The following is a 21,441-nucleotide window of genomic DNA, read 5'->3' as shown; positions in this document are numbered from 1 at the left end:
ATGGAGTCCGCTCTTTGCGGATTCCGAGGGCGTTGCTGTGCACGTGCAAAAATTCTGACGTCAAAAACCATTTCCCTCTAAACCTCCTACGCTACTGGCTGTAAACTCCTACACGGCCGCCCACGTCGGGCCCTGCGAGCCACAGAGTTCGACATGACCCGCACCCATGAAATCCGCCCCGACCTGGACGAAGGCATCGACCGCAAGGTGCTGGCCCAGTTGCGCGCGCGGTTCATGGCCCTCAATGAAGGCCGTATGGCCCGGGCCATCGAGGGGCTGACGCCGCGCCAGCAAAGCGTGCTGAACCTGTTGCCGCTGTTTTTCCACGTTAACCATCCGCTGCTGCCGGGCTATGTGTCAGGCAGTACGCCGGCGGGTCTGTCGAATTACGAACCGGACGCCCAAGCCCTCACCGAAGCCCAGCGCCTGACACGCTCCTTCTCCTACAAGACACGGCACGGCAACCCGCCGCGACCGATCCACGGCCTGTTCCTGATGGGCAGCCTGGGCACCCTGGCCCAGGCAGACCAGAGCGACATGGATGTGTGGGTGTGTCACGCCGCCGACTTGAGCGAGACAGAACTGGCCGAGCTGCGCAAAAAGTGCCAACTGCTGGAAGCCTGGGCCCTGACCATGGGGGCCGAGGCGCACTTCTTTCTGATCGAGCCGACACGTTTCGTGCTCGGTGAACGCGACACCCAACTGAGCTCCGACGACTGCGGCACCACCCAGCATTACCTGCTGCTGGATGAGTTCTACCGCACCGCCATCTGGCTGGCCGGACGCACGCCGATCTGGTGGCTGGTGCCGGTGTATGAAGAAACCCGTTATGCCGATTTCACCCACACGCTGATTTCCAAACGCTTTATCCGCGCCGATGAAACCCTCGACCTGGGTCACCTGGCGCGCATTCCCCCAGGCGAATTCATTGGTGCCGGGCTATGGCAACTGTTCAAGGGCATCGAATCGCCCTACAAATCCGTGCTCAAGCTGCTGCTGACCGAGGTCTACGCCAGCGAACATCCGAACGTGCACTGCCTGAGCCTGCGCTTCAAGCGAGCGGTGTTCGCCAACCAGATGGACCTGGATGAGCTGGACCCGTACATCGTGGTGTACCGCCGCATCGAGGAATACCTCAAGGCCCGCAACGAGCCCGAGCGCCTGGAATTGGTGCGGCGCGCACTGTACCTGAAGGTCAACCGCAAGCTCAGCGCGGGCCAGCGCACCACCAGTTGGCAACGCCTGCTGCTGGAGCGCCTGGCCCATGAATGGGGTTGGGACCAGCGCCAATTGGCGTTGCTCGACAGCCGCAGTCAATGGAAAGTGCGCCAGGTCGCTTCCGAGCGCCGCGCCTTGGTGAACGAGCTCAATTACAGTTACCGCTTCCTGACCCAATTCGCCCGCACCGAACAAACGGTCAGCCTGATCAACAAGCGCGACCTCAATGTGCTGGGTCGGCGCCTGTACGCCGCCTTTGAACGCAAGGCCGGCAAGGTCGAGTTCATCAACCCCGGCATTGCCCCGGACTTGGCCGAAGACACCCTGACCCTGGTGCAATCGCCCAACCGCAAGGAGCCGGGCCAGCACCACTGGGGCCTTTACAACGGTAACCTCACGGCGCTGGAATGGGAGCATTTTGCGCCGATCAAGCGCAGCCGCGACCTGCTGGAAATGCTCACTTGGTGCCATCGCAACGGCGTGATCGACAGCAGCACCCGCCTGGCGCTGCACCCCGGCACCAGCGACATGACAGAATTCGAGCTGTTCAACCTGCTGGGCAGCCTGCAACAGACCATCGCCCTGCCCCTGGCCAGCGTGGACGAAGAGCGCCTCCTGCGCTCGGCAGTGCCCGAAGAAGTGTTGCTGCTGATCAACGTCGGCGTCGACCCGCTCAAGCATCACCGCGACCTGAATATCCTGATGACCACCGAGCGCACCGACTCCCTGAGCTATGCCGGTGTACGCGAAAACCTGGTGCTGACGCTGGACCAGGTCACGCTCAACAGCTGGAACGAGGTGATGGTCAGCCGCTACGACGGCCCGCACGCGCTGCTCGACTGCCTGCGCGACTACCTCAACCAGTTGCCGTCGGACCACCTGCCACGCTTGCGGGTGCGCTGTTTCTGTCACAACCGTGCGCAATTCATTGCCCAGCGCGTGGAAGAAATCTTCGACACCGCGCAGAACCTGCTGCTCGGCCAGGGCAATCACCGCTATTTGCTCCAGGTGCAGCAGCATTATCACGTGATGGAGTTGATGCCGGGTCAGGCCAATCATGTGTCACTGGCGACCCAGGACGCGCTGATCGCCTACCTCAGCGAAGAATTGGCCAGCTACAGCCCGTTGCACCTGGACGCCATGGCCCTGGAAGACCACGACCTGGCGTTGCTGCTGCCGATGGGCATGGCCGATTGCGTGCAGGTGTTCTACCGGGCCAACGAAGGCTTCGCCGAGCTGTATGTGCTGGATGAATTCAACGCGCTCTGGCAACAGCGCCTGCCGTTTCACGATGAGCAGAGCCTGTTGGCGCCGTTGCAGCGCTTCCTGCAATCGATCATTTATCGCCGGGACGCACTGTCGCCGCTGGATCCGCAAGAGCCGCTGGGCGCGGTGCAGGTCTTGTATTACCAGCTATTGCCGTCAGGCAGCGGTCGCGCGCGCGGCATCGAACCTCGACCCGCACCGCTGAACCCGGCGAACAAACCGTTTTACGACGTGCAGGCGATTATCGGCAAGGCCGCGCCGGGCCAGGTTGGCATTACCTTGTACTGCAATCAGCGGGAGTTTTCCGAACTGGAATTTGGCGACCAACTGTTTGCAGAGGTCGCCCAGGAAATCGTCGGGCAACGCCGGGAGATCGAGCGTTACCGCTGCTACATCACCGATCTGGACTTGTCCGGCCTGCTCGGCGATGTGCAAAGCCCGAGCAACCTGTACCTGCGTTACAAGGCCGAGCTGGAGCTGTCGCTCAATGTGGCACTGAGCCAGATTTAGAGCGGCTCTTGTTACATGGAGAATGCGCCACCGTCTTTGGGCTGGCCTTCAACACTGAGCAGTTCCAGCTTGAGCGTCTTTCCGCCCGGCGCAGGCCAGTCAATATGCTGGCCAACCTGCAGGCCCAGCAAGGCGCTGCCCACCGGCGCCAGGATCGAGATCTTGCCTTCGTCCGCATTGGCGTCTTTCGGGTAGACCAGCGTCAGGTGGTAGTCCTTGCCACTGCTTTGCTCACGGCAATGCACGCTGGAGTTCATGGTCACGACACCCGCAGGCACTTCATCGTGGCCAACCACGTCTTCGGCGCGGTCGAGTTCGGCTTGCAACGCTTCGACGCCGGGAGATTCGTCGCCCAGGCGGTCGATCAGTTGCTCCAGACGCTGCACGTCAAGACGGGTGAGGATGATGGAAGGTGCGGTGGTCATGATTCAGGCAGACTCCTTTTTTCTGCACAAAAAAGCAAAACCCCGCCAGGAAAAGGCGGGGTTCTCACGGGCCTCGATGAGTTGAGGCGTATCCGGACACTACCACAGCGTCACAAATAAACAAGACGACCTCAGGCGCGCGCCCTGCGCTGCTCGGCCTCGGCGCAGATCACCCGGCGGCGGGCATCGTCGGCAGAGCGCCATTCACGGATGTCTTCCACGTGGCGGAAGCAACCGAGGCAGACTTTTTGCTCATCCAGGCGACACAAACTGATACAAGGTGATGGCACCGCGGGGCTGACATTACTGAACAGCGGCTTGGGTGGGCGGACGGGTGCAGGCTGGGTCACAGTCAGTTCTCGTCCTGCCCCAACTCATCAAAGTCCAGCGCTTCGCCGGTATATTCCTCGACCAGCCGCGCGAGCATTTCACCCAACAGCTCCTCACTTTTGTCGCACTGCCATTTGCCGCTTTCTTCGTCGTAGTCGAAGTGCACACCACCGGAGCGCGCCGCCAGCCACAGCTGACGCAACGGCTCCTGGCGGCTGAAGATCAGTTGCTGGCCGCTTTCGAACTTGACGGTCAGCACGCCGGCCGAGTTTTCCAGGTCCACGTCCAGGTCGCTGTCGTCGAAAATATCTTCCAGCGCCTGCTGGGTCGAATCCACCAGGTCGTGAAAACGGGCTTCGGTCAAACTCATTGTGGCAACCTCAAAAGTGTCTGGTTTTGCTCAAGCGCCGCACGATACGGGCGAGCCCCGCCGATTGCAAAGGATACCGATTTCAACACGATTGACGGTGTGAAAAATCCTCACGCAGCGTAGTACGCTTCCCGGCTGTGTCGGCAAACCCCCGCCGGACGGGTATTCCAGCGCATAGGCAAGCTGGCGGGTGGTCGGTATACTCGGGCGCAATTAATGCATATTCAAGGATTTCGCCATGAAGCGCCTGATCTCTTCCCTTGCTGCGCTCGTCGCGGTCGCTTGCCTAGTTAGTGCCTGTGGTCAAAAAGGCCCGCTGTACCTGCCCGATGACAGTAAAGACCCGAATGAACAGGCGCAATCGTCGCAAAAGCCTTCCAAAGCGCATAAGCACGACACCTACGAATAAGGGAATCCCATGGACGCTTTTAACTACCGGGACGGCGAGCTGTTCGCGGAAGGCGTGGCGTTGTCCGCGATTGCCCAGCGCTTTGGCACCCCGACCTATGTGTATTCCCGTGCGCATATCGAAGCCCAATACCGCTCCTTCACCGACGCCCTCGACGGCGTGCCGCACCTGGTGTGCTACGCGGTCAAGGCCAACTCCAACCTCGGCGTACTGAATGTCCTGGCGCGCCTCGGCGCTGGTTTCGACATCGTGTCCCGTGGCGAGCTGGAACGCGTACTGGCCGCTGGCGGCAAGGCTGACAAGATCGTGTTCTCCGGCGTCGGCAAGACCCGCGAAGACATGCGCCGTGCCCTGGAAGTTGGCGTGCATTGCTTCAACATCGAATCCACCGACGAGCTGGAACGCCTGCAGGTCGTGGCCGCCGAGATGGGCGTTCGCGCGCCGATCTCCCTGCGCGTCAACCCCGACGTCGATGCCGGCACCCACCCGTATATTTCCACCGGTCTCAAAGAGAACAAGTTCGGCATCGCCATTGCCGACGCCGAGGACGTATACATCCGCGCCGCGCAACTGCCGAACCTGGAAGTGCTGGGTGTCGACTGCCATATCGGCTCGCAACTGACCACATTGCCGCCGTTCCTGGATGCGCTCGACCGCCTGCTGGCGTTGATCGACCGTCTCGGTGAATGCGGCATCTACCTGCACCACATCGACCTCGGTGGTGGCGTGGGCGTGCGTTATCGCGACGAAGAGCCGCCGCTGATTGCCGACTATATCCAGGCGGTGCGCGAGCGCATCGAAGGCCGTGACCTGACGCTGATGTTCGAGCCTGGTCGCTATATCGTCGCCAATGCCGGCGTGCTGCTGACCCAGGTCGAGTACCTCAAGCACACCGAGCACAAGGATTTCGCCATCGTCGATGCGGCGATGAACGACCTGATCCGCCCGGCGCTGTACCAGGCCTGGATGAATGTCACCGCCGTGACGCCGCGCGCCAGCGAAGCCCGCGCCTACGACATCGTAGGTCCGATCTGCGAGACCGGCGACTTCCTGGCCAAGGACCGTCAGTTGGCCCTGGAAGAAGGCGATCTGCTGGCCGTGCATTCGGCCGGTGCCTACGGGTTTGTCATGAGTTCCAACTACAACACCCGCGGCCGTACCGCCGAGGTGCTGGTGGACGGTGATCAAGCGTTTGAAGTGCGTCGCCGCGAGACGGTAGCCGAGTTGTATGCTGGCGAAAGCCTGCTGCCGGAGTAAGCCATGCTGCTGCGTTTTACCAAGATGCACGGGCTGGGCAATGATTTCATGGTCCTCGACCTGGTCAGCCAGCACGCGCATATCCTGCCCAAGCACGCCAAACAGTGGGGCGACCGTCACACCGGCATTGGTTTCGACCAGTTGCTGATCGTCGAGGCGCCAAGCAACCCGGAGGTGGATTTCCGTTACCGGATCTTCAACTCCGACGGTTCCGAAGTGGAACAGTGCGGCAACGGTGCGCGCTGCTTTGCGCGCTTTGTGCTGGACAAGCGCCTGACCGCCAAGCGGCAGATCCGCGTCGAGACCAAGAGCGGCGTGATCGAGCTGGATATCCGCAGCGACGGCCAGATCAGCGTCAACATGGGCGCGCCACGCCTGGTGCCGGCGGACATTCCGTTCCAGGCCACCGAGCAGGCCGTCAGCTATGCGCTGGACGTTGACGGCAAGACCGTCGATATCGCTGCCGTGTCCATGGGCAACCCCCATGCCGTGCTGCGGGTCAATGACATCAACAACGCCCCCGTGCATGAATTGGGGCCGAAGATCGAACACCACCCGCGCTTTCCGGCGCGGGTCAACGTGGGCTTCCTGCAGGTGATCGACCGTACCCGCGCGCAATTGCGCGTGTGGGAACGTGGCGCCGGCGAAACCCAGGCTTGCGGCACCGGTGCTTGCGCCGCTGCCGTAGCCGCGATCAGCCAGGGGTGGATGGATTCGCCGCTGCTGATCGACCTGCCCGGCGGACGCTTGTCCATCGAGTGGGCAGGCCCTGGCCACCCGGTGCTGATGACCGGGCCGGCCTCGCGCGTATACGAAGGACAGGTCCGTCTATGAGTGAGCCAATCCAATGACCGATAAGCCTCAAGTACCCGCACAAGCATCCCCGAGCGACAGTCTGGAGGCCGCTGCCGTCGCGGCGTACCTTGAGGCTAATCCGGACTTCTTCGTCGAGCACGAAGAACTGCTGCCGGCCCTGCGCATCCCCCACCAGCGCGGCGATACCGTGTCGTTGGTGGAGCGGCAGATGAAGATCCTGCGCGAGCGCAACATCGAGATGCGCCACAAGCTCTCGCACCTGATGGACGTCGCCCGCGACAACGACCGCCTGTTCGAGAAAACCCGTCGCCTGATCCTGACCCTGATGGACGCCACCAGCCTGGAAGAGACGGTGATCGCCGTGGAAGACAGCCTGCGCCAGGACTTCCAGGTGCCGTTCGTGAGCCTGATCCTGTTCAGCGACAACCCGATGCCGGTGGGACGCTGGGTCAGTGGCAGCGACGCACAAACCGCTATCGGCGGCCTGCTGTCCGAAGGCAAGACCATCAGCGGCACCTTGCGCGAGCATGAGCTGGACTTCCTGTTTGGTGCCGAACAGCGCCTGCAGATCGGCTCCACGGCGGTGGTCGCGCTCAGCCATCAAGGCCTGCACGGTGTGCTGGCCATCGCCAGCCGCGATCCCCAGCATTACAAGAGTTCAGTCGGCACCCTGTTCTTGACCTACATCGCCGAAGTACTGGGCCGCGTCCTGCCGCGCTTCACCACTGCCCTGCGCGCGGTGCGCTAGCCATGGAACGGCAACTGGACGCTTATTGCGCTCACCTGCGCAACGAGCGCCAGGTGTCGCCCCATACCCTGGAAGCCTACCGGCGGGACTTGAACAAGGTCCTGGCCTATTGCGCGAAACAACAGATCAACAGTTGGAAGGCCCTGGATATCCAGAGCCTGCGCAGCCTGATCGCACGCCTGCACCAGGCGGGTCAATCCTCGCGCAGCCTGTCGCGCCTGCTCTCGGCGGTGCGCGGGCTCTATCACTATTTGAACCGCGAAGGCCTGTGCGATCACGACCCGGCCAACGGCCTGTCACCGCCCAAGGGCGAACGGCGCCTGCCCAAGACCCTGGACACCGACCGCGCCCTGCAATTGCTGGATGGCGCCGTCGAGGATGACTTCCTGGCCCATCGCGACCAAGCCATTCTTGAGCTGTTCTATTCATCGGGCCTGCGCCTGTCGGAGCTGACCGGCCTGAATCTCGACCAATTGGACCTGGCGGACGGCCTGGTGCAAGTGCTCGGCAAGGGCAGCAAGACGCGCGTGCTGCCGGTGGGCCGCAAAGCCCGGGAAGCCTTGCAACTGTGGCTGCCGCTGCGCCTGCTGACCAACCCCGCGGATGACGCGGTGTTTGTCAGCCAGCAAGGCCGACGCCTGGGGCCACGGGCGATTCAAGTGCGCGTCAAGGCCGCCGGCGAGCGCGAGCTGGGGCAGAACCTGCACCCACACATGCTGCGACACTCCTTTGCCAGCCATATGCTGGAATCGTCCCAGGACCTGCGCGCGGTTCAGGAGCTGCTCGGCCACTCAGACATCAAGACCACACAGATCTACACCCATCTGGATTTCCAACACCTGGCAACGGTGTACGACAGCGCCCATCCACGGGCCAAACGAATCAAGGGCGGCGACTCATGAGTATCAAGCTGATCACCTTCGACCTGGACGACACACTCTGGGACAACGTACCCGTCATCATCAGTGCCGAAGCGTCGATGCGCGAATGGCTGGCGCTTAACGCCGCCAAGGTCGGCGACTTGCCGCTGGAGCATTTCGCCAGTCTTCGCCAGCAGGTGCTGGAGCGTCATCCCGAGCTGAAGCACCGCATCAGCATCCTGCGCCACCGGGTGTTGATGCATGCATTTGAAGAAGCCGGCTATCCACAGCCTGAGGCTACGGAAATGGCAGATGTGTGCTTCGAAGCGTTCATTCACGCGCGGCACCAACTCACTCCCTTCCCCGAAGCGGAGCCCATGCTCCGGGCGCTGCGGCAGCACTTCCTGCTGGGGGTGATCACCAACGGCAACGCCGACGTGCAGCGCGTGGGCCTGGCAGACTACTTCCACTTTGCCCTGCGCGCTGAAGACATCGGCATCGCCAAGCCGGATGCGCGATTGTTTCAGGAAGCGTTGCAGCGCGGTGGCGTGGACGCCAGTGCGGCGGTGCACATTGGCGATCATCCGGGGGATGACATTGCCGGGGCACAGCAGGCGGGGCTTCGGGCGGTGTGGTTCAACCCGACGGGTAAGGTGTGGGAAGCCGATAAGCGCCCGGATGCGGAGATTCGCAGCCTGACAGAACTGCCGCCGCTGCTCGCAAGCTGGAACACATAAACCTGTATGAGCGAGCTTGCTCGCGAAGAACGCCTAGGCACTGCGTTCATTCAGAATGCCCGCGTTATCGTTGACGGTTTTCGCGAGCAAGCTCGCTCCTACAGACACCCATGAAAAAGCCCGCAGCGACGGCGGGCTTTTTCTTACAAGCGGGTGCTGACCTCAGATAGGTCGGCTGCCGTACTTGTTATCCGGCTTCTTCGGTGGGTCTGCCACCACGTTGGCCTCGACTTCCTGCACTTTGCCGCCTTTAGCGAGGAACTCTTCCATCGCACGGGCCAGGGCATCACGCTCTTTGTTCTTGGCTTCAACGCTTGGCAATTCATCTACCGACACAGCAGCCTTGGCTTTGCCTTTGGCAGCTGGGGCAGGTGCGTCATCGCCACCGTCGTCGTCAGCAACGTCTTCCGCCGCCGCTTCCAGACCTTCTTCGGTGTCGTCTTCGTCACCTACTTCGAGTTCGTCGTTTTCCAGATCATCGTCGCTCATGTTCTACCTCATGACTTGCGAAAAGCAGATTAGTTATAGCCCAGCTTCATCCTCTGTCGAGGCCGCCGAGGAAAAATCAACATCCACTGGATAACCAGTGGCTTATGCCCCATCACCGTGCAAAGCGACGAGGACTTTACGAGCACCGCCATGATCACGGTGCTCGCCCAGATAAATACAGTTCTGCGCCCATCGGCGCGCATTCTAGCGCGCTCTGGGAAAAAACAAAGTGTCGAATACGCCTACATGCCTGTAAGACATTCGCACGCTGAAAAGTGCCGTGTGCATCCCATCACAAACCCGGCGTAAAAACCGTTACACATTGGTATGACTGACAAACGCCAGGCAAAAAAATGCCCGGCAAGCCGGGCATCTTTTTTTCACACTATTACAAGTTGTAGCCGCGTTCGTTGTGTTGCGCCAGGTCGAGGCCGACCGCCTCTTCCTCTTCGGTCACCCGCAGGCCCATGACCATGTCCAGCACCTTGAGGATGATGTAGGTCACGATCGCGGTGTAGATCACCGTGAAGCCAACACCTTTGCACTGGATCCAGACTTGCGCAGCGATGTCAGTCACCGTGCCGAAGCCGCCCAGCGCAGGGGCTGCGAACACACCGGTGAGGATCGCACCCACGATACCGCCGATACCGTGCACGCCGAAGGCGTCCAGGGAGTCGTCGTAGCCCAGCTTGCGCTTGAGGCTGGTGGCGCAGAAGAAGCAGATCACACCGGCAACCAAGCCGATCACCAGGGCGCCCATCGGGCCCACGGTGCCTGCGGCTGGGGTGATTGCAACCAGGCCAGCGACCACGCCCGAGGCAATGCCCAGTGCGCTTGGCTTACCGTGGGTGATCCACTCGGCGAACATCCAGCCCAGTGCAGCAGCAGCGGTAGCGATCTGGGTGACCAGCATCGCCATGCCCGCAGTGCCGTTGGCCGCAGCCGCGGAGCCGGCGTTGAAGCCGAACCAGCCGATCCACAGCATCGCCGCGCCGATCAGGGTGTAACCCAGGTTATGCGGAGCCATCGGGGTGGTCGGGAAGCCTTTGCGCTTGCCGAGCACGATGCACGCCACCAGGCCAGCCACACCGGCGTTGATATGCACCACGGTGCCGCCGGCGAAGTCCAGCACGCCCCAGTCCCACATCAGGCCACCGTTACCGCTCCACACCATGTGCGCGATCGGCGCATAGACCAGGGTGAACCAGATCGCCATGAAGATCAGCATCGCAGAGAACTTCATACGCTCGGCGAAGGCACCGACGATCAGCGCCGGGGTGATGATGGCGAAGGTCATCTGGAAGGTGATGAACACCGCTTCCGGGAACAATGCCGCAGGGCCGGTGATGCTGGCCGGGGTCACGCCCGCCAGGAACGCCTTGCCCATGCCGCCGAAGAAGGAGTTGAAATTGACGACGCCCTGTTCCATACCGGTGGTATCGAACGCGATGCTGTAGCCGTAGACGACCCACAGGATGCTGATCAGGCCGGTGATCGCGAAGCACTGCATCATCACCGACAGAATATTCTTGGAACGGACCATGCCGCCGTAGAACAGCGCCAGGCCAGGGATAGTCATGAACAGCACCAAAGCGGTGGCGGTCAGCATCCAGGCGGTGTCGCCGGAATTGAGGACTGGAGCAGCCACTTCGTCTGCCGCCATGGCCAGGCTTGGCATTACGATGGACAACAGGGCTCCGAGCCCTGCGAATTTACGCAGAGTCATATTGTTTTCTCCTGGGGCGTTGGGGTTTGGCGGCTTAGATTGCGTCGGTATCGGTTTCGCCGGTACGGATGCGAATAGCCTGTTCCAGATTGACCACGAAGATCTTGCCGTCACCGATCTTGCCGGTGTTGGCGGCCTTGGTTATCGCCTCGATAACCCGATCAAGATCCTTGTCGTCAATGGCGACATCAATCTTCACCTTCGGCAGGAAATCGACCACGTATTCCGCGCCGCGATACAGCTCGGTATGACCCTTCTGCCGACCGAAGCCTTTGACCTCAGTAACGGTAATGCCCTGCACGCCGATCTCGGACAACGACTCGCGCACATCGTCCAACTTGAACGGCTTGATGATGGCAGTGACTAGCTTCATGAAAACTCTCTCCCGAATTGGTGGACTTGCCCCAGGAAAACAAACCCGTCTCAAGTCTAAGCGCAGTGCCTGGCTTTGTAACGCGTCGTCGCCTCGGCATTTGCCTTTGCGACGCCAGCGAACCACTGGTGACGAAACCTGTACCCCTGATCCGTCGGCGCACTGCATTCGTCACAGCGACTGCATCAGTGCATGGGTCATGATCGTCTAAGCAGAAACCTTGCCAGCTCCGTAAAAATCACTGAAATCAGTCCTTTGCCCACTTATGCCCACCTGCGGGCCTCTTCGGCGGTTGCAATGCGCACAAAAACAGTGCACCGCCGCCCGGCCCTCTGCGCGAAAAGCGTGCGCCCGCTGTCGTGAAAAAGACTATAGACGCTGCGTGATACACTGCCGGCCAACAGTTTTCCGGAATATTTCCCATGCTCGCGCCCAAAGACCTCCTCGACGCCCTGAGCGGCCACGCCTCTCGCCTGTTCAGCGGTGACACGCCGTTGCCCCGCAATGAAATCGAAAGCCAATTCAAGGCATTGCTGCAAAGCGGTTTCAGCAAGCTCGACCTGGTGAGCCGCGAGGAGTTCGATAGCCAAATGGTAGTGCTGGCCCGCACGCGTGCGCGGCTGGAGAGCCTGGAGGCCAAGGTGGCTGAGCTGGAAGCGCGGTTGACGCCAGCGGGCGAATAACCCGCATTAATCGGTCCATGTGGGGTTGTTTGCCAGCCCTCGACCGGCACCTGCTGAAAATACAATTCAGCTTTTTGCTGGTGGTACTTGGTGGCCGCTGCAACCAACTCGCCGTGGCGTGGTGGGCGTTGCACGAAACCGGTTCCGCCCTCGCCTTCGCCAACATGATCGCCTGCTCAATCGCAGCGGAGGTGCTGGCCCGCCCGCTGCTGGGCTGGCTGGGCGACAAGTACAACAAGATCCTGATCCTCAGGCTGGCCTCCCTGACCAGCGTGCTGACCGCGCTGTCGATGGTTTTTCTGTCTGCGACGCAGCTGTTCAACCCCTGGAGCGTCGGCGCCCTGATGCTGGTCAGCAGTGCCGTCGCCGGTGTGCGTGACCCGTTGCAGTCATCGATCATTCCCTTGTTTGCGCGTGACGATCAGGTCTCACTGGCCATGCGCACCAAAAGCATGCTCTCGTCCATTTCCAACCTGCTTGGGCCAGTCATGGCCAGCGCGTTGATTTTTGCCTTCGGCACCACGTTGGCGCTTACCGTCGACTTCTTTGCGATGCTTGGCGCAGCAGTGCTGATTGCATCCATCCCACTCCGCCTCGGCGCCAGCGCACCCGATGAACACAGCCCGGCTGCCAGCGGCTGGCGCATGATTTACTCGGGTTTCAAGGCGGTCTACGGGGTGAAAGTCGAGTTCTACCTGGCCCTTGTGGCGATGCTCGTCAACTTTGCCCTGTTTCCGTTTTTTACCATCTTGCTGCCGCTGTACGTAAAGACGGTTATCCACTACCCGATCACCTACCTCGGCCTGCTGGATGCGTGCTTCGGTCTGGGCATCCTGGCGGGCAGCTACAAAATCATCGGTTGGTTGACCCATCGAGTGCCCCGCGACCTGTGTGTCGCGGCAGGCTTCGCACTGTTGGGGGGCACTCTGTGGCTGGCCGGCACGCTCTCATCGATAGTCGTGGTGCCACTGGCATTTTTCTGCGGCGGGGTGGGCCTGATGCTGATCAACATTCCGACCTCGGCCGTGAGGCTGCTGGCGACGCCCCAGCAACATCGCAACCGGATCTTCGCCACCGTCTCCTTTCTGTCCGCAGCGGCCAGCCCGTTGGGCAGTTTCGCCATGAATGGGCTGATCGCTCACCTCGGTGTCACCCTGACTATCACGTCTTTAGGTGCGATGGTGCTGGGGTTGTCACTGCTGGTGTTCCTGATCCCCGATTTCCGCACCTTCATGCGCGCCCCAGACACGCAACTCAATGGCGCTTACCTGGATAAGTACCCCCGTGCCTTTGCGCATTGATACGTCCTGTAAAAGTCTGATTCGTTGCACCTCCGTTCCCTCGACTACCTTTGAGAAACCGCAGGAAGCGGCCTCCATTGTTCAAGGAACGAGCATGTCCCTCGCCATCGTCCACAGCCGCGCCCAGATCGGCGTCGAAGCCCCTGCCGTCACCGTCGAGGTGCATATGGCCAATGGTTTGCCGTCCCTGACATTGGTAGGCCTGCCGGAAACGGCGGTCAAGGAAAGCAAGGACCGGGTGCGCAGCGCCATTCTCAATTCCGCACTGCAATACCCTGCCCGCCGCATCACGCTGAACCTGGCGCCCGCCGACCTGCCCAAGGACGGTGGGCGTTTTGATCTGGCGATTGCCCTGGGGATACTAGCGGCCAGCGTCCAGGTGCCGGCGTTGATGCTCGACGACGTGGAATGCCTGGGAGAACTGGCACTGTCCGGTGAAGTGCGGGCAGTGAAAGGCGTGTTGCCGGCGGCCTTGGCGGCACGCAAGGCCGGGCGCACCGTGATAGTGCCGCGGGCGAATGCCGAGGAAGCTTGCCTGGCGTCGGGGTTGAAAGTGATCGCGGTGGATCATTTGCTGCAGGTGGTGGCGCACCTGAACGGACATCAGCCAATCGAGCCCTACAAATCCGACGGTTTGCTGTACCTGAACAAGCCTTACCCGGACTTGAGCGAAGTACAGGGCCAGCTCGCCGCCAAGCGCGCACTGCTGATTGCAGCGGCGGGGGCGCATAACCTGCTGTTCAGCGGCCCGCCCGGCACCGGCAAGACCTTGCTCGCCAGCCGCCTGCCGGGCTTGTTGCCACCGTTGAGTGAGCAGGAAGCCCTGGAAGTGGCGGCGATTCAGTCGGTAGTCAGTCTGGCGCCGCTGAGTCATTGGCCGCACCGACCGTTTCGTCAGCCGCATCATTCTGCATCAGGGCCAGCATTAGTGGGGGGTGGATCGAAACCGCAACCCGGCGAAATCACCCTGGCCCATCACGGCGTGCTGTTTCTGGATGAGCTGCCAGAGTTCGACCGCAAAGTGTTGGAGGTGCTGCGCGAGCCACTGGAATCAGGGCATATCGTAATTTCCCGTGCCCGCGATCGCGTGAGCTTTCCAGCCCGCTTCCAACTGGTGGCCGCCATGAACCCCTGCCCTTGCGGGTACATGGGCGAACCCAGTGGGCGATGTCGCTGTACGCCGGAGCAGATCCAGCGCTATCGCAACAAGCTCTCCGGGCCGCTGTTGGACCGCATCGACTTACACCTCACTGTGGCGCGAGAAACCACCGCGTTGAATCCAACTCAGCAGGCGGGCGATAACACAGCCGAGGCGTCGGCACGGGTCGCCAAAGCCCGTGAGCGCCAGCAGAAACGCCAGGGCTGCGCCAATGCTTTCCTTGATCTGCCGGGGCTACGCAAGCACTGCACGCTGGCGAAGGTCGACGAATGCTGGCTGGAAAACGCCTGTGAACGGCTGACGCTTTCCCTGCGCGCAGCCCATCGGCTGCTCAAAGTGGCACGCACCCTAGCCGACCTTGAGCACGCCGATAGCATCACCCGGGCGCACCTGGCGGAAGCGTTGCAGTATCGGCCCGCGGCCGTTGGCTAGGATGACGCGGGGAAGTCCAGCAGCAACCGCGCCACTTCCATCACTTCATCCAAGGCCGCCTCGGCCGATTCCGTGGAGGGTTTGAGCATCAAGTCGTCGGCGTATCCCATCGCCACGGCAAAGATCTGGCGGGCAGCGCGTTGTGGCGAGTCACAACGCAGGACATTGGCAGCGACACCTCGCTCGATCACTTCGGCAAGCATGCCTTGCCATTGAGCATTGATTACCAGGTAAGCCTGGGCCATTTGCGGGTCTTGCATCGCTTCGTCCCAGGCATCCAGCCACAGCGCCCAGCCTGCATCGGCGGTGCTCGGAAGGCAGTCACGCAAAAAGCCCACGAAGGCTTCCAGAGGTGGTGCTTCTGCCAGAGGCGCACGCACTTCGTCCAACTGTTCGTTGGCAAACCGCACAAAGGCTTCGCGGCGCAGCTCTTTCCAGTCGCTGAAGTAGTGATAGACGTGGCTACGGGACAGTCCGGCATGTTCGGCCAGGTCGCGGGTGGACACATCAGCAAACCCCTTGCTGCGAAACAGCTCCAGGGCGGCGGCGATGATCTGGTCTTTGCGGTCGATACGCGACATAGGCAATTCCTTTCGGCGCCAGCAGATAAGCGGCGCTTGCTTTTTGAGCGATCGCTCAAGGATACTTGAGCAGTCGCTCAATAATAGCGTCTATCATCCCTTTGGTGCACCCATGACATCCGTCACCCCTCAAATCCTGATCGAAGAAAGCAAGAAAATTGGCCAGCAATCCGCCGGCCAAACCCTCAAGGCGATCGCCAAAGCCTATCCCGGCAAGCTGTTCGGCACGCTGTCATTGGTCGCGCTGGAAAATGCCCTGCTGCTGGCATACCCGTTGTTTGCCGGGTTTGCGGTGGATGCAATCATCCGTGGCGACGCCAGCAACGCGCTGTTCTATGCCGCCGTGGTCCTGGCGTTCTGGGTCGTCGGTGCGGCACGCCGGGCGCTGGATACACGGACTTTTACCCGTATCTACGCCGACCTGGCGGTGCCGGTAATTCTGAACCAGCGCCTGCAGAACCACAGCACCTCCAAGTCAGCGGCACGGGTGGTGCTCGCACGGGAATTCGTCGACTTCTTTGAGAAGCACGTGCCGATCATCGCCACGGCGCTGGTATCGATTATTGGCGCGGCGGTGATGCTGATCGTGATCGAGCCCTGGGTCGGTCTCGCGTGCCTGGGCGCACTGGTGCTGTGCATCACGCTGTTGCCGCGCTTTGCCCAACGTAACCAAGAGCTGCATGAGCGCTTGAACAATCGCTTGGAAAAGGAAATCGGCCTGGTGGAAAAAGTCGGTGCGCCGACCTTGCGACGCCACTACCAGGTGCTGTCGCGCCTACGGATCTGGTTGTCAGACCGCGAGGCGGCTGCGTACCTGTTTCTCGGTACGCTGGCCGCCTTGCTCTTTGTGGTCGCCATCAGCCAGTTGGCCTTGTCCCCCGCCGTCAAGGCCGGTCACGTGTACGCGGTCATGACTTACCTGTGGACCTTCGTCACCAGCATGGACGAAGCCCCAGGCATGGTCGACCAACTGGCGCGCCTCAAGGACATCGGCAAGCGCGTGGACCCAGGGCTGGGCGACCGCTAGGTCTCAACGAAACCTATCCACCTCATGCCGCAAGCCTGCCGCCAGGGTCTCCAGTTCCTTGGCGGTGATCGCCAGGTTCGACACCACTTCGCGCTGCTCGCTGTTGGCCAACGCGATGCTCTGCAGGTTGCTGCTGAGCAAGGTTGCGGTGCTGCTCTGTTCTTGGGTGGCGGTGGTGATCGCCGCGAACTGCTGACCGGCGGAGCGGCTTTGCTCGTCGATACGCGCCAGGGCCGACGCCACGTCGGCGTTACGCGACAGGCCTTCCTGCATCAACACATTGCCGCGCTCCATGGTGCTGATGGCGTTGCCGGTTTCCTGCTGGATGCTCTGGATCATCCCGGAGATCTCGTCGGTGGCCTCTCGGGTACGCGACGCCAGGTTGCGTACTTCATCGGCGACCACGGCAAAGCCTCGGCCTTGCTCACCCGCGCGTGCGGCTTCGATGGCGGCGTTGAGTGCCAGCAGGTTGGTTTGTTCAGCAATCGAGGTGATCACACCGACGATCCCGCCGATTTCCTGGGAGCGCTGGCCGAGCGTGTTGATCACCGTGGCGGTGCTGTTCAGGGCGGTGGCGATGTGTTCCAGGGACGACGAAGCCTCTTGCATCGAGTTGCGCCCGATACGGGTTTGCTGGGCATTTTCCTGGGCCAGGCGTTCGGTGCTGCCCATATTGTCGGCGATGTTCAACGAGGTGGCGCTGAACTCTTCTACCGCGCCGGCCATGCTGGTGATCTCGCCGGACTGCTGCTCCATGCCTTCATACGCGCCACCGGACAACCCGGACAACGCCTGGGCGCGGCTGTTGACCTCTTCGGCCGCCTTGCGGATATGCGAGACCATGGTCGACAGCGCTTCACCCATCTGGTTGAAACTGCGCGCCAACTGGCCGATTTCGTCATGGCTGGACACATTCAGGCGTGCGCTCAAGTCGCCCGCACCCAGGGCTTCGGCCTGGCGCACCAGGTCGCCCAATGGCGCTAATTTGCTACGCAGCAGCCAAACCGTTGCGCCGACCGCCAGCAGCATGGCCAGCACGCTACCGATCACCAGGCGGATGCCGACGTCCCAGGTCACCGAGCGAATCTCGGCCTTGGGCATGCTCGCGACGACAGCCCACGGCCCGCCGTCGAAAGGCACCGACACACTGTAGAAGTCTTCGTTTTTGTCCGCCCAGAAGCGGCCCGAACCCGGCGCCTTGGCCAGGTCCAGCATCACTGGGATCGCCTGGTCCAGCGCCTGCACGCCCGCCGGCGGCACCAGCCAACGCTTCTGCTCGTCCAGCAACGCCAGGGAGCCGGTCTGGCCGATGCGGAAGCGCTTGAGGTTCTCGAACTGGGCATTCTGCGCATCGGTGTAGTCAAACCCGATGAACAACACGGCGATGACCTGGCCGCGGCTGTCACGCACCGGGCTGTACTGGGTCATGTAGGAGCGGTCGAACAACACTGCACGGCCGATGTAGGTCTGGCCGCTGAGCACGCGCTGATAGGCTGGCCCCTGACGATCCAGCACCGTACCGATGGCACGATTGCCGTCCTGCTTGGTCAAGGAGGTGCTGATACGGATGAAGTCTTCGCCGCTGCGCACAAACACCGTGGCCACGCCGCCGGACATCTGCTTGAACTCATCCACTTCATCGAAGTTGTTGTTCAGCACTTCACTGCCCAGGTACAGGCTAGGGGTCTGTACCCCAGCCACAGTCACCGGCTGGTCTGCATGCACACTCAAGCCCGCGCCGAAGCGCTTTTCAAACAGCCCACTCAAACGCTGGGTACTTTCGCGCAAGGTGCTGTGGAACGTATTGAGTTGGTCGGCGAGCAAGCGCGCCTCACTGGCCAGGTGTTCCTCACGGGTCGCGAGGTTGGCGGAGTCGAGAGAACGCAAGGCAAACACCGTACTGCCGCTGATGACGACAGCCAGAATCACGGCTAACGCGAGGCCTAACTGGGAGGCAATCCGAGCACGAGGTTGAGACATGACAGCTCCTGGCCGAGGCCAGGATCATCCTGATCTCATAGCGCTGCTCGGCAAATTATCTAGTGGGAAGCGTTGGTGCACGATGGTTCCAACACACCTACTTCGGCGGGCCGAGGCAATACTTGAGCGAATCACAGGGGTATCGCGCAAACGATTGCACGAACGGTCTGTCTCCGCTCAGTCGAGACGTTCGACCTGGGGCAATTCCATGGCCTTGACCTCTGCTTGCAGAAACTCCGCCAAACGCCGTAATCGCTCGCCGCCAGGGCGGGTTTTCGGCCACACGAGGTAATAATTTTCGCGACTGGCGACCGCCGTCGGCCAGGGCAGGCTCAGCCGCCCTTGGGCCACATCTTCGGCCACCATCAGCAAGTCGCCCATGGAGACGCCGTAACCTCGCGCGGCGGCAATCATGCCCAGTTCGAGGGTGTCGAACACCTGTCCGCCCTTGAGCGATACCTGGGATGACAAGCCCATGCGCTCCAGCCAGTTGCGCCAGTCACGACGGTCAGGCGTGGGGTGCAGCAGCTCGGCGGTGGCCAGGCGCGCGGCATCCCAGGGCCCATCCTCCAGCAGATTTGGCGCACCGACCGGAATCAGCAATTCCGGGAACAGATAACTGGCCTCCCAATCCGCCGGGAAATGCCCGTAGCTCAGCAGCACCGCACAGTCGAACGGCTCCTGGTTGAAATCCACCTCGTCCACGCTCATCCAGGCGCTGGTCAGTTGCACCTCATTGCCCGGCTGCAACGCGCGGAAACGGCTGAGCCGCGCCAACAGCCAACGCATGGTCAGGGTGGACGGCGCCTTCATGCGCAGGATGTCGTCTTCGGCATTCAAGGTATGGCAGGCCCGCTCCAGCGCGGCGAAACCCTCGCGCACGCCGGGCAATAGCAGGCGCGCCGCTTCGGTGAGCTGCAAAGTGCGACCACTGCGCTGGAACAGGCGGCAGGCGAAGTGCTCTTCCAACGTGCGGATATGTCGGCTCACCGCACTTTGCGTAATCGACAACTCCTCCGCCGCACGGGTGAAGGAGTTGTGCCGGGAAGCGGCCTCAAAGGCCCGCAAAGCGTAAAGAGGAGGAAGGCGACGGGACATTGGGAAGGCTCCGACAACGCAATGCGCAAACCCTACCAGAATCGAGCCGGCATGAGTTTTAATCATGTGAACGATCGCATTTATCCCTTTGTGCAATCAGCTGAGAGCGCCGAGAATCAACCCTTCCCCAATCCTCCGATTTCTCGAGTGTGATGATCATGCAACATCCAGCACGTACCGAACTCTGGGCCATTCTGCGGCTGTCAGGGCCGTTGATTGCTTCACAGTTGGCGCACATGCTGATGGTGCTGACCGACACCCTGATGATGGCGCGCCTGAGCCCCGAAGCCCTGGCCGGTGGCGGCCTGGGCGCGGCAAGCTATTCGTTCGTGTCGATCTTCTGCATCGGCGTGATTGCCGCCGTGGGCACGCTTGTCGCCATCCGTCACGGCGCCGGTGATATCGAAGGCGCCACCCGCCTGACCCAGGCCGGGCTGTGGCTCGCCTGGCTGATGGCCTTGGCGGCTGGCTTACTGCTGTGGAACCTCAAGCCGCTGCTGCTGATGTTCGGCCAGACGGAAACCAACGTGCAGTCGGCCGGGCAATTCCTGACGATCCTGCCGTTCGCGCTGCCCGGTTACTTGAGCTTCATGGCCTTGCGCGGCTTTACCAGCGCCATCGGCAAAGCCACTCCGGTGATGGTCATCAGCCTCGGCGGCACAGTACTGAATTATCTGCTCAACCACGCACTGATCGAGGGCATGTTCGGCCTGCCCAAGCTCGGCCTGATGGGCATCGGATTGGTCACCGCCATCGTCGCGAACGGCATGGCACTGGCGCTGATGTGGTACATCCGCAGCAACCGCGCCTATGCCGCCTACCCACTGGCCCCCGGCCTGATGCGCCTCAATACCCAGTACCTGCGCGAGTTGTGGCGCCTGGGCCTGCCGATTGGTGGCACCTATGCGGTGGAGGTCGGGTTGTTTGCCTTTGCGGCGCTGTGCATGGGCACCATGGGCAGCACGCAGTTGGCGGCGCACCAGATCGCGTTGCAGATTGTGTCGGTGGCGTTCATGGTGCCGGCGGGGATGTCCTACGCGGTGACCATGCGCATCGGCCAGCATTACGGCGCCGGGCAGTTGCTGCAAGCGCGCCTGGCCGGGCGTGTCGGCATAGGATTTGGCGCAGCGGTGATGTTGGGATTTGCCGCCATGCTGTGGCTTTATTCCGACCCGTTGATCGGACTGCTCATCGACCATAACGACCCGGCGTTCCACGACGTGATCGTCCTGGCCGTCAGCCTGCTGGCCGTGGCGGCGTGGTTCGAGTTGTTCGACGGCGTGCAAACCATCGCCATGGGCTGCATTCGCGGACTCAAGGACGCCAAGACCACCTTCCTGATCGGGGCGGGCTGCTATTGGCTGATTGGGGCACCGTCGGCCTGGCTGATGGCCTTCACCCTGGGCTGGGGGCCGACCGGCGTATGGTGGGGCTTGGCGCTGGGCCTGGCGTGCGCGGCAGTCAGCCTGACCTGGGCGTTTGAAGCGAAGATGAAGCGGATGATTCGGCAAGAACCGGAACCTCACCAGGCACTCCACACCGCGCATTAACCTGTAGGAGCCGGCTTGCCGGCGATAGCGCCGTGTCAGTCAGAACATCTGATACTGATACACCGCTATCGCCGGCAAGCCGGCTCCTACAGTTGA

At 61.7% G+C, this 21,441-nt stretch carries 21 protein-coding genes and 1 pseudogene; 12 read left to right on the top strand and 10 right to left on the bottom strand.

All coding sequences use genetic code 11. The features are described from left to right. The first annotated feature begins 153 nt into the window (after positions 1–153). Positions 154–2,994, top strand: coding sequence for a class I adenylate cyclase (locus HX868_RS28055; protein ID WP_177005066.1), 2,841 nt, complete (start codon positions 154–156; stop codon positions 2,992–2,994). An 11-nt stretch (positions 2,995–3,005) separates the two neighbouring features. Here HX868_RS28055 and rnk read toward each other — a convergent pair whose 3' ends face one another. The 3 genes from rnk to cyaY all read right to left on the bottom strand — a co-directional run bounded on the left by rnk (position 3,006) and on the right by cyaY (position 4,119). Then, a complete protein-coding gene (gene rnk, locus HX868_RS28050; RefSeq protein WP_016975871.1) occupies positions 3,006–3,419 on the bottom strand; it encodes a nucleoside diphosphate kinase regulator in 414 nt (137 codons plus the stop codon). A 131-nt stretch (positions 3,420–3,550) separates the two neighbouring features. Next, complete coding sequence (locus HX868_RS28045) at positions 3,551–3,769, bottom strand: DUF1289 domain-containing protein (RefSeq protein ID WP_016975872.1); 219 nt, start codon at positions 3,767–3,769, stop codon at positions 3,551–3,553. Between the two features lie 2 nt (positions 3,770–3,771). Further along, on the bottom strand, positions 3,772–4,119 hold the full coding sequence (cyaY, locus tag HX868_RS28040; RefSeq protein ID WP_095013977.1) for an iron donor protein CyaY: 348 nt from the start codon (positions 4,117–4,119) through the stop codon (positions 3,772–3,774). Positions 4,120–4,357: 238 nt separating this feature from the next. Between cyaY and lptM the strand changes: the two genes are divergently transcribed. Genes lptM through HX868_RS28010 form a run of 6 tightly spaced genes read left to right on the top strand, consistent with a single transcriptional unit; the run spans position 4,358 to position 8,946 of the window. Continuing rightward, positions 4,358–4,528, top strand: a complete 171-nt coding sequence (gene lptM / locus HX868_RS28035; protein ID WP_010207449.1) for an LPS translocon maturation chaperone LptM — start codon at positions 4,358–4,360, stop codon at positions 4,526–4,528. 9 nt (positions 4,529–4,537) lie between these two features. After that, positions 4,538–5,785, top strand: a complete 1,248-nt coding sequence (gene lysA / locus HX868_RS28030) for a diaminopimelate decarboxylase (protein WP_016975874.1) — start codon at positions 4,538–4,540, stop codon at positions 5,783–5,785. A gap of 3 nt (positions 5,786–5,788) precedes the next feature. Beyond that, positions 5,789–6,619 carry a diaminopimelate epimerase gene (dapF, locus tag HX868_RS28025; RefSeq protein ID WP_123474796.1) on the top strand — a complete coding sequence of 277 codons (831 nt, stop codon included), beginning with the start codon at positions 5,789–5,791 and terminating at the stop codon, positions 6,617–6,619. Positions 6,620–6,632: 13 nt separating this feature from the next. Next, positions 6,633–7,349: a DUF484 family protein gene (locus HX868_RS28020; protein ID WP_016975876.1), complete on the top strand. Its 717-nt coding sequence runs from the start codon at positions 6,633–6,635 to the stop codon at positions 7,347–7,349. 2 nt (positions 7,350–7,351) lie between these two features. Beyond that, positions 7,352–8,251, top strand: a complete 900-nt coding sequence (gene xerC / locus HX868_RS28015; RefSeq protein WP_016975877.1) for a tyrosine recombinase XerC — start codon at positions 7,352–7,354, stop codon at positions 8,249–8,251. Then, the gene (locus tag HX868_RS28010; protein ID WP_177005065.1) at positions 8,248–8,946 is read left to right on the top strand and encodes an HAD family hydrolase; all 699 of its coding nucleotides are present in this window, start codon (positions 8,248–8,250) and stop codon (positions 8,944–8,946) included. Before xerC ends, HX868_RS28010 begins: the two co-directional genes overlap by 4 nt. A gap of 162 nt (positions 8,947–9,108) precedes the next feature. Here the strand turns inward: HX868_RS28010 and sutA are convergent, their stop codons facing one another. The 4 genes and pseudogenes from sutA to glnK all read right to left on the bottom strand — a co-directional run bounded on the left by sutA (position 9,109) and on the right by glnK (position 11,534). Further along, a complete protein-coding gene (gene sutA, locus HX868_RS28005) occupies positions 9,109–9,435 on the bottom strand; it encodes a transcriptional regulator SutA (RefSeq protein WP_016975879.1) in 327 nt (108 codons plus the stop codon). Between the two features lie 102 nt (positions 9,436–9,537). After that, positions 9,538–9,612 (bottom strand): annotated as a pseudogene (locus HX868_RS28000) (secondary thiamine-phosphate synthase enzyme YjbQ); the annotation flags it as partial. A gap of 211 nt (positions 9,613–9,823) precedes the next feature. Beyond that, the gene (locus HX868_RS27995; RefSeq protein WP_016975881.1) at positions 9,824–11,161 is read right to left on the bottom strand and encodes an ammonium transporter; all 1,338 of its coding nucleotides are present in this window, start codon (positions 11,159–11,161) and stop codon (positions 9,824–9,826) included. Positions 11,162–11,195: 34 nt separating this feature from the next. After that, a complete protein-coding gene (gene glnK / locus HX868_RS27990) occupies positions 11,196–11,534 on the bottom strand; it encodes a P-II family nitrogen regulator (protein ID WP_002555808.1) in 339 nt (112 codons plus the stop codon). Between the two features lie 422 nt (positions 11,535–11,956). On the opposite strand from glnK, the gene HX868_RS27985 reads away from it, so the two are divergent. The 3 genes from HX868_RS27985 (at position 11,957) to HX868_RS27975 (ending at position 15,109) form a co-directional block, all read left to right on the top strand. Continuing rightward, positions 11,957–12,217 (top strand): accessory factor UbiK family protein, encoded by a 261-nt coding sequence (locus tag HX868_RS27985; protein WP_010207460.1) that lies wholly within the window; start codon positions 11,957–11,959, stop codon positions 12,215–12,217. A 29-nt stretch (positions 12,218–12,246) separates the two neighbouring features. After that, a complete protein-coding gene (locus HX868_RS27980; protein ID WP_246355602.1) occupies positions 12,247–13,518 on the top strand; it encodes an MFS transporter in 1,272 nt (423 codons plus the stop codon). 94 nt (positions 13,519–13,612) lie between these two features. Beyond that, positions 13,613–15,109 (top strand): YifB family Mg chelatase-like AAA ATPase, encoded by a 1,497-nt coding sequence (locus tag HX868_RS27975; protein ID WP_177005063.1) that lies wholly within the window; start codon positions 13,613–13,615, stop codon positions 15,107–15,109. On the opposite strand, the gene HX868_RS27970 is transcribed toward HX868_RS27975, so the two are convergent. Next, positions 15,106–15,690, bottom strand: a complete 585-nt coding sequence (locus HX868_RS27970; protein WP_177005062.1) for a TetR/AcrR family transcriptional regulator — start codon at positions 15,688–15,690, stop codon at positions 15,106–15,108. The genes HX868_RS27975 and HX868_RS27970 overlap by 4 nt on opposite strands. 112 nt (positions 15,691–15,802) lie before the next feature. On the opposite strand from HX868_RS27970, the gene HX868_RS27965 reads away from it, so the two are divergent. Beyond that, positions 15,803–16,717, top strand: coding sequence for an ABC transporter six-transmembrane domain-containing protein (locus HX868_RS27965; protein ID WP_177005061.1), 915 nt, complete (start codon positions 15,803–15,805; stop codon positions 16,715–16,717). 3 nt (positions 16,718–16,720) lie between these two features. Here the strand turns inward: HX868_RS27965 and HX868_RS27960 are convergent, their stop codons facing one another. Both HX868_RS27960 and HX868_RS27955 read right to left on the bottom strand, forming a co-directional pair. Next, positions 16,721–18,697, bottom strand: coding sequence for a methyl-accepting chemotaxis protein (locus tag HX868_RS27960; protein WP_177005060.1), 1,977 nt, complete (start codon positions 18,695–18,697; stop codon positions 16,721–16,723). Between the two features lie 177 nt (positions 18,698–18,874). Continuing rightward, complete coding sequence (locus HX868_RS27955) at positions 18,875–19,795, bottom strand: LysR substrate-binding domain-containing protein (protein WP_016975905.1); 921 nt, start codon at positions 19,793–19,795, stop codon at positions 18,875–18,877. Between the two features lie 152 nt (positions 19,796–19,947). Here HX868_RS27955 and HX868_RS27950 point away from each other — a divergent pair, with 152 nt between their 5' ends. Next, entirely contained in the window at positions 19,948–21,345 is a 1,398-nt protein-coding gene (locus HX868_RS27950) for a NorM family multidrug efflux MATE transporter (RefSeq protein ID WP_122729853.1), read from the top strand. The last annotated feature ends 96 nt before the right edge of the window (positions 21,346–21,441 follow it).

Origin of the sequence: Pseudomonas reactans (genome assembly GCF_013385825.1) — a bacterium.
GTDB lineage: Bacteria > Pseudomonadota > Gammaproteobacteria > Pseudomonadales > Pseudomonadaceae > Aquipseudomonas > Aquipseudomonas reactans.
Note: the sequence above shows the minus strand (reverse complement) of the source record. Positions and strands in the feature narration are given on the sequence as shown.

Coding starts and splice junctions, on each gene's coding strand:
- xerC (WP_016975877.1), top strand. CDS start 7,352: ATGGAACGGCAACTGGACGCTTATTGCGCTCACCTGCGCAACGAGCGC.
- HX868_RS28020 (WP_016975876.1), top strand. CDS start 6,633: ATGACCGATAAGCCTCAAGTACCCGCACAAGCATCCCCGAGCGACAGT.
- rnk (WP_016975871.1), bottom strand. CDS start 3,419: ATGACCACCGCACCTTCCATCATCCTCACCCGTCTTGACGTGCAGCGT.
- HX868_RS27975 (WP_177005063.1), top strand. CDS start 13,613: ATGTCCCTCGCCATCGTCCACAGCCGCGCCCAGATCGGCGTCGAAGCC.
- lysA (WP_016975874.1), top strand. CDS start 4,538: ATGGACGCTTTTAACTACCGGGACGGCGAGCTGTTCGCGGAAGGCGTG.
- dapF (WP_123474796.1), top strand. CDS start 5,789: ATGCTGCTGCGTTTTACCAAGATGCACGGGCTGGGCAATGATTTCATG.
- glnK (WP_002555808.1), bottom strand. CDS start 11,534: ATGAAGCTAGTCACTGCCATCATCAAGCCGTTCAAGTTGGACGATGTG.
- HX868_RS28055 (WP_177005066.1), top strand. CDS start 154: ATGACCCGCACCCATGAAATCCGCCCCGACCTGGACGAAGGCATCGAC.
- HX868_RS27965 (WP_177005061.1), top strand. CDS start 15,803: ATGACATCCGTCACCCCTCAAATCCTGATCGAAGAAAGCAAGAAAATT.
- HX868_RS28010 (WP_177005065.1), top strand. CDS start 8,248: ATGAGTATCAAGCTGATCACCTTCGACCTGGACGACACACTCTGGGAC.
- sutA (WP_016975879.1), bottom strand. CDS start 9,435: ATGAGCGACGATGATCTGGAAAACGACGAACTCGAAGTAGGTGACGAA.
- HX868_RS27995 (WP_016975881.1), bottom strand. CDS start 11,161: ATGACTCTGCGTAAATTCGCAGGGCTCGGAGCCCTGTTGTCCATCGTA.
- lptM (WP_010207449.1), top strand. CDS start 4,358: ATGAAGCGCCTGATCTCTTCCCTTGCTGCGCTCGTCGCGGTCGCTTGC.
- HX868_RS27960 (WP_177005060.1), bottom strand. CDS start 18,697: ATGTCTCAACCTCGTGCTCGGATTGCCTCCCAGTTAGGCCTCGCGTTA.
- cyaY (WP_095013977.1), bottom strand. CDS start 4,119: ATGAGTTTGACCGAAGCCCGTTTTCACGACCTGGTGGATTCGACCCAG.
- HX868_RS27985 (WP_010207460.1), top strand. CDS start 11,957: ATGCTCGCGCCCAAAGACCTCCTCGACGCCCTGAGCGGCCACGCCTCT.
- HX868_RS27955 (WP_016975905.1), bottom strand. CDS start 19,795: ATGTCCCGTCGCCTTCCTCCTCTTTACGCTTTGCGGGCCTTTGAGGCC.
- HX868_RS27950 (WP_122729853.1), top strand. CDS start 19,948: ATGATCATGCAACATCCAGCACGTACCGAACTCTGGGCCATTCTGCGG.
- HX868_RS27970 (WP_177005062.1), bottom strand. CDS start 15,690: ATGTCGCGTATCGACCGCAAAGACCAGATCATCGCCGCCGCCCTGGAG.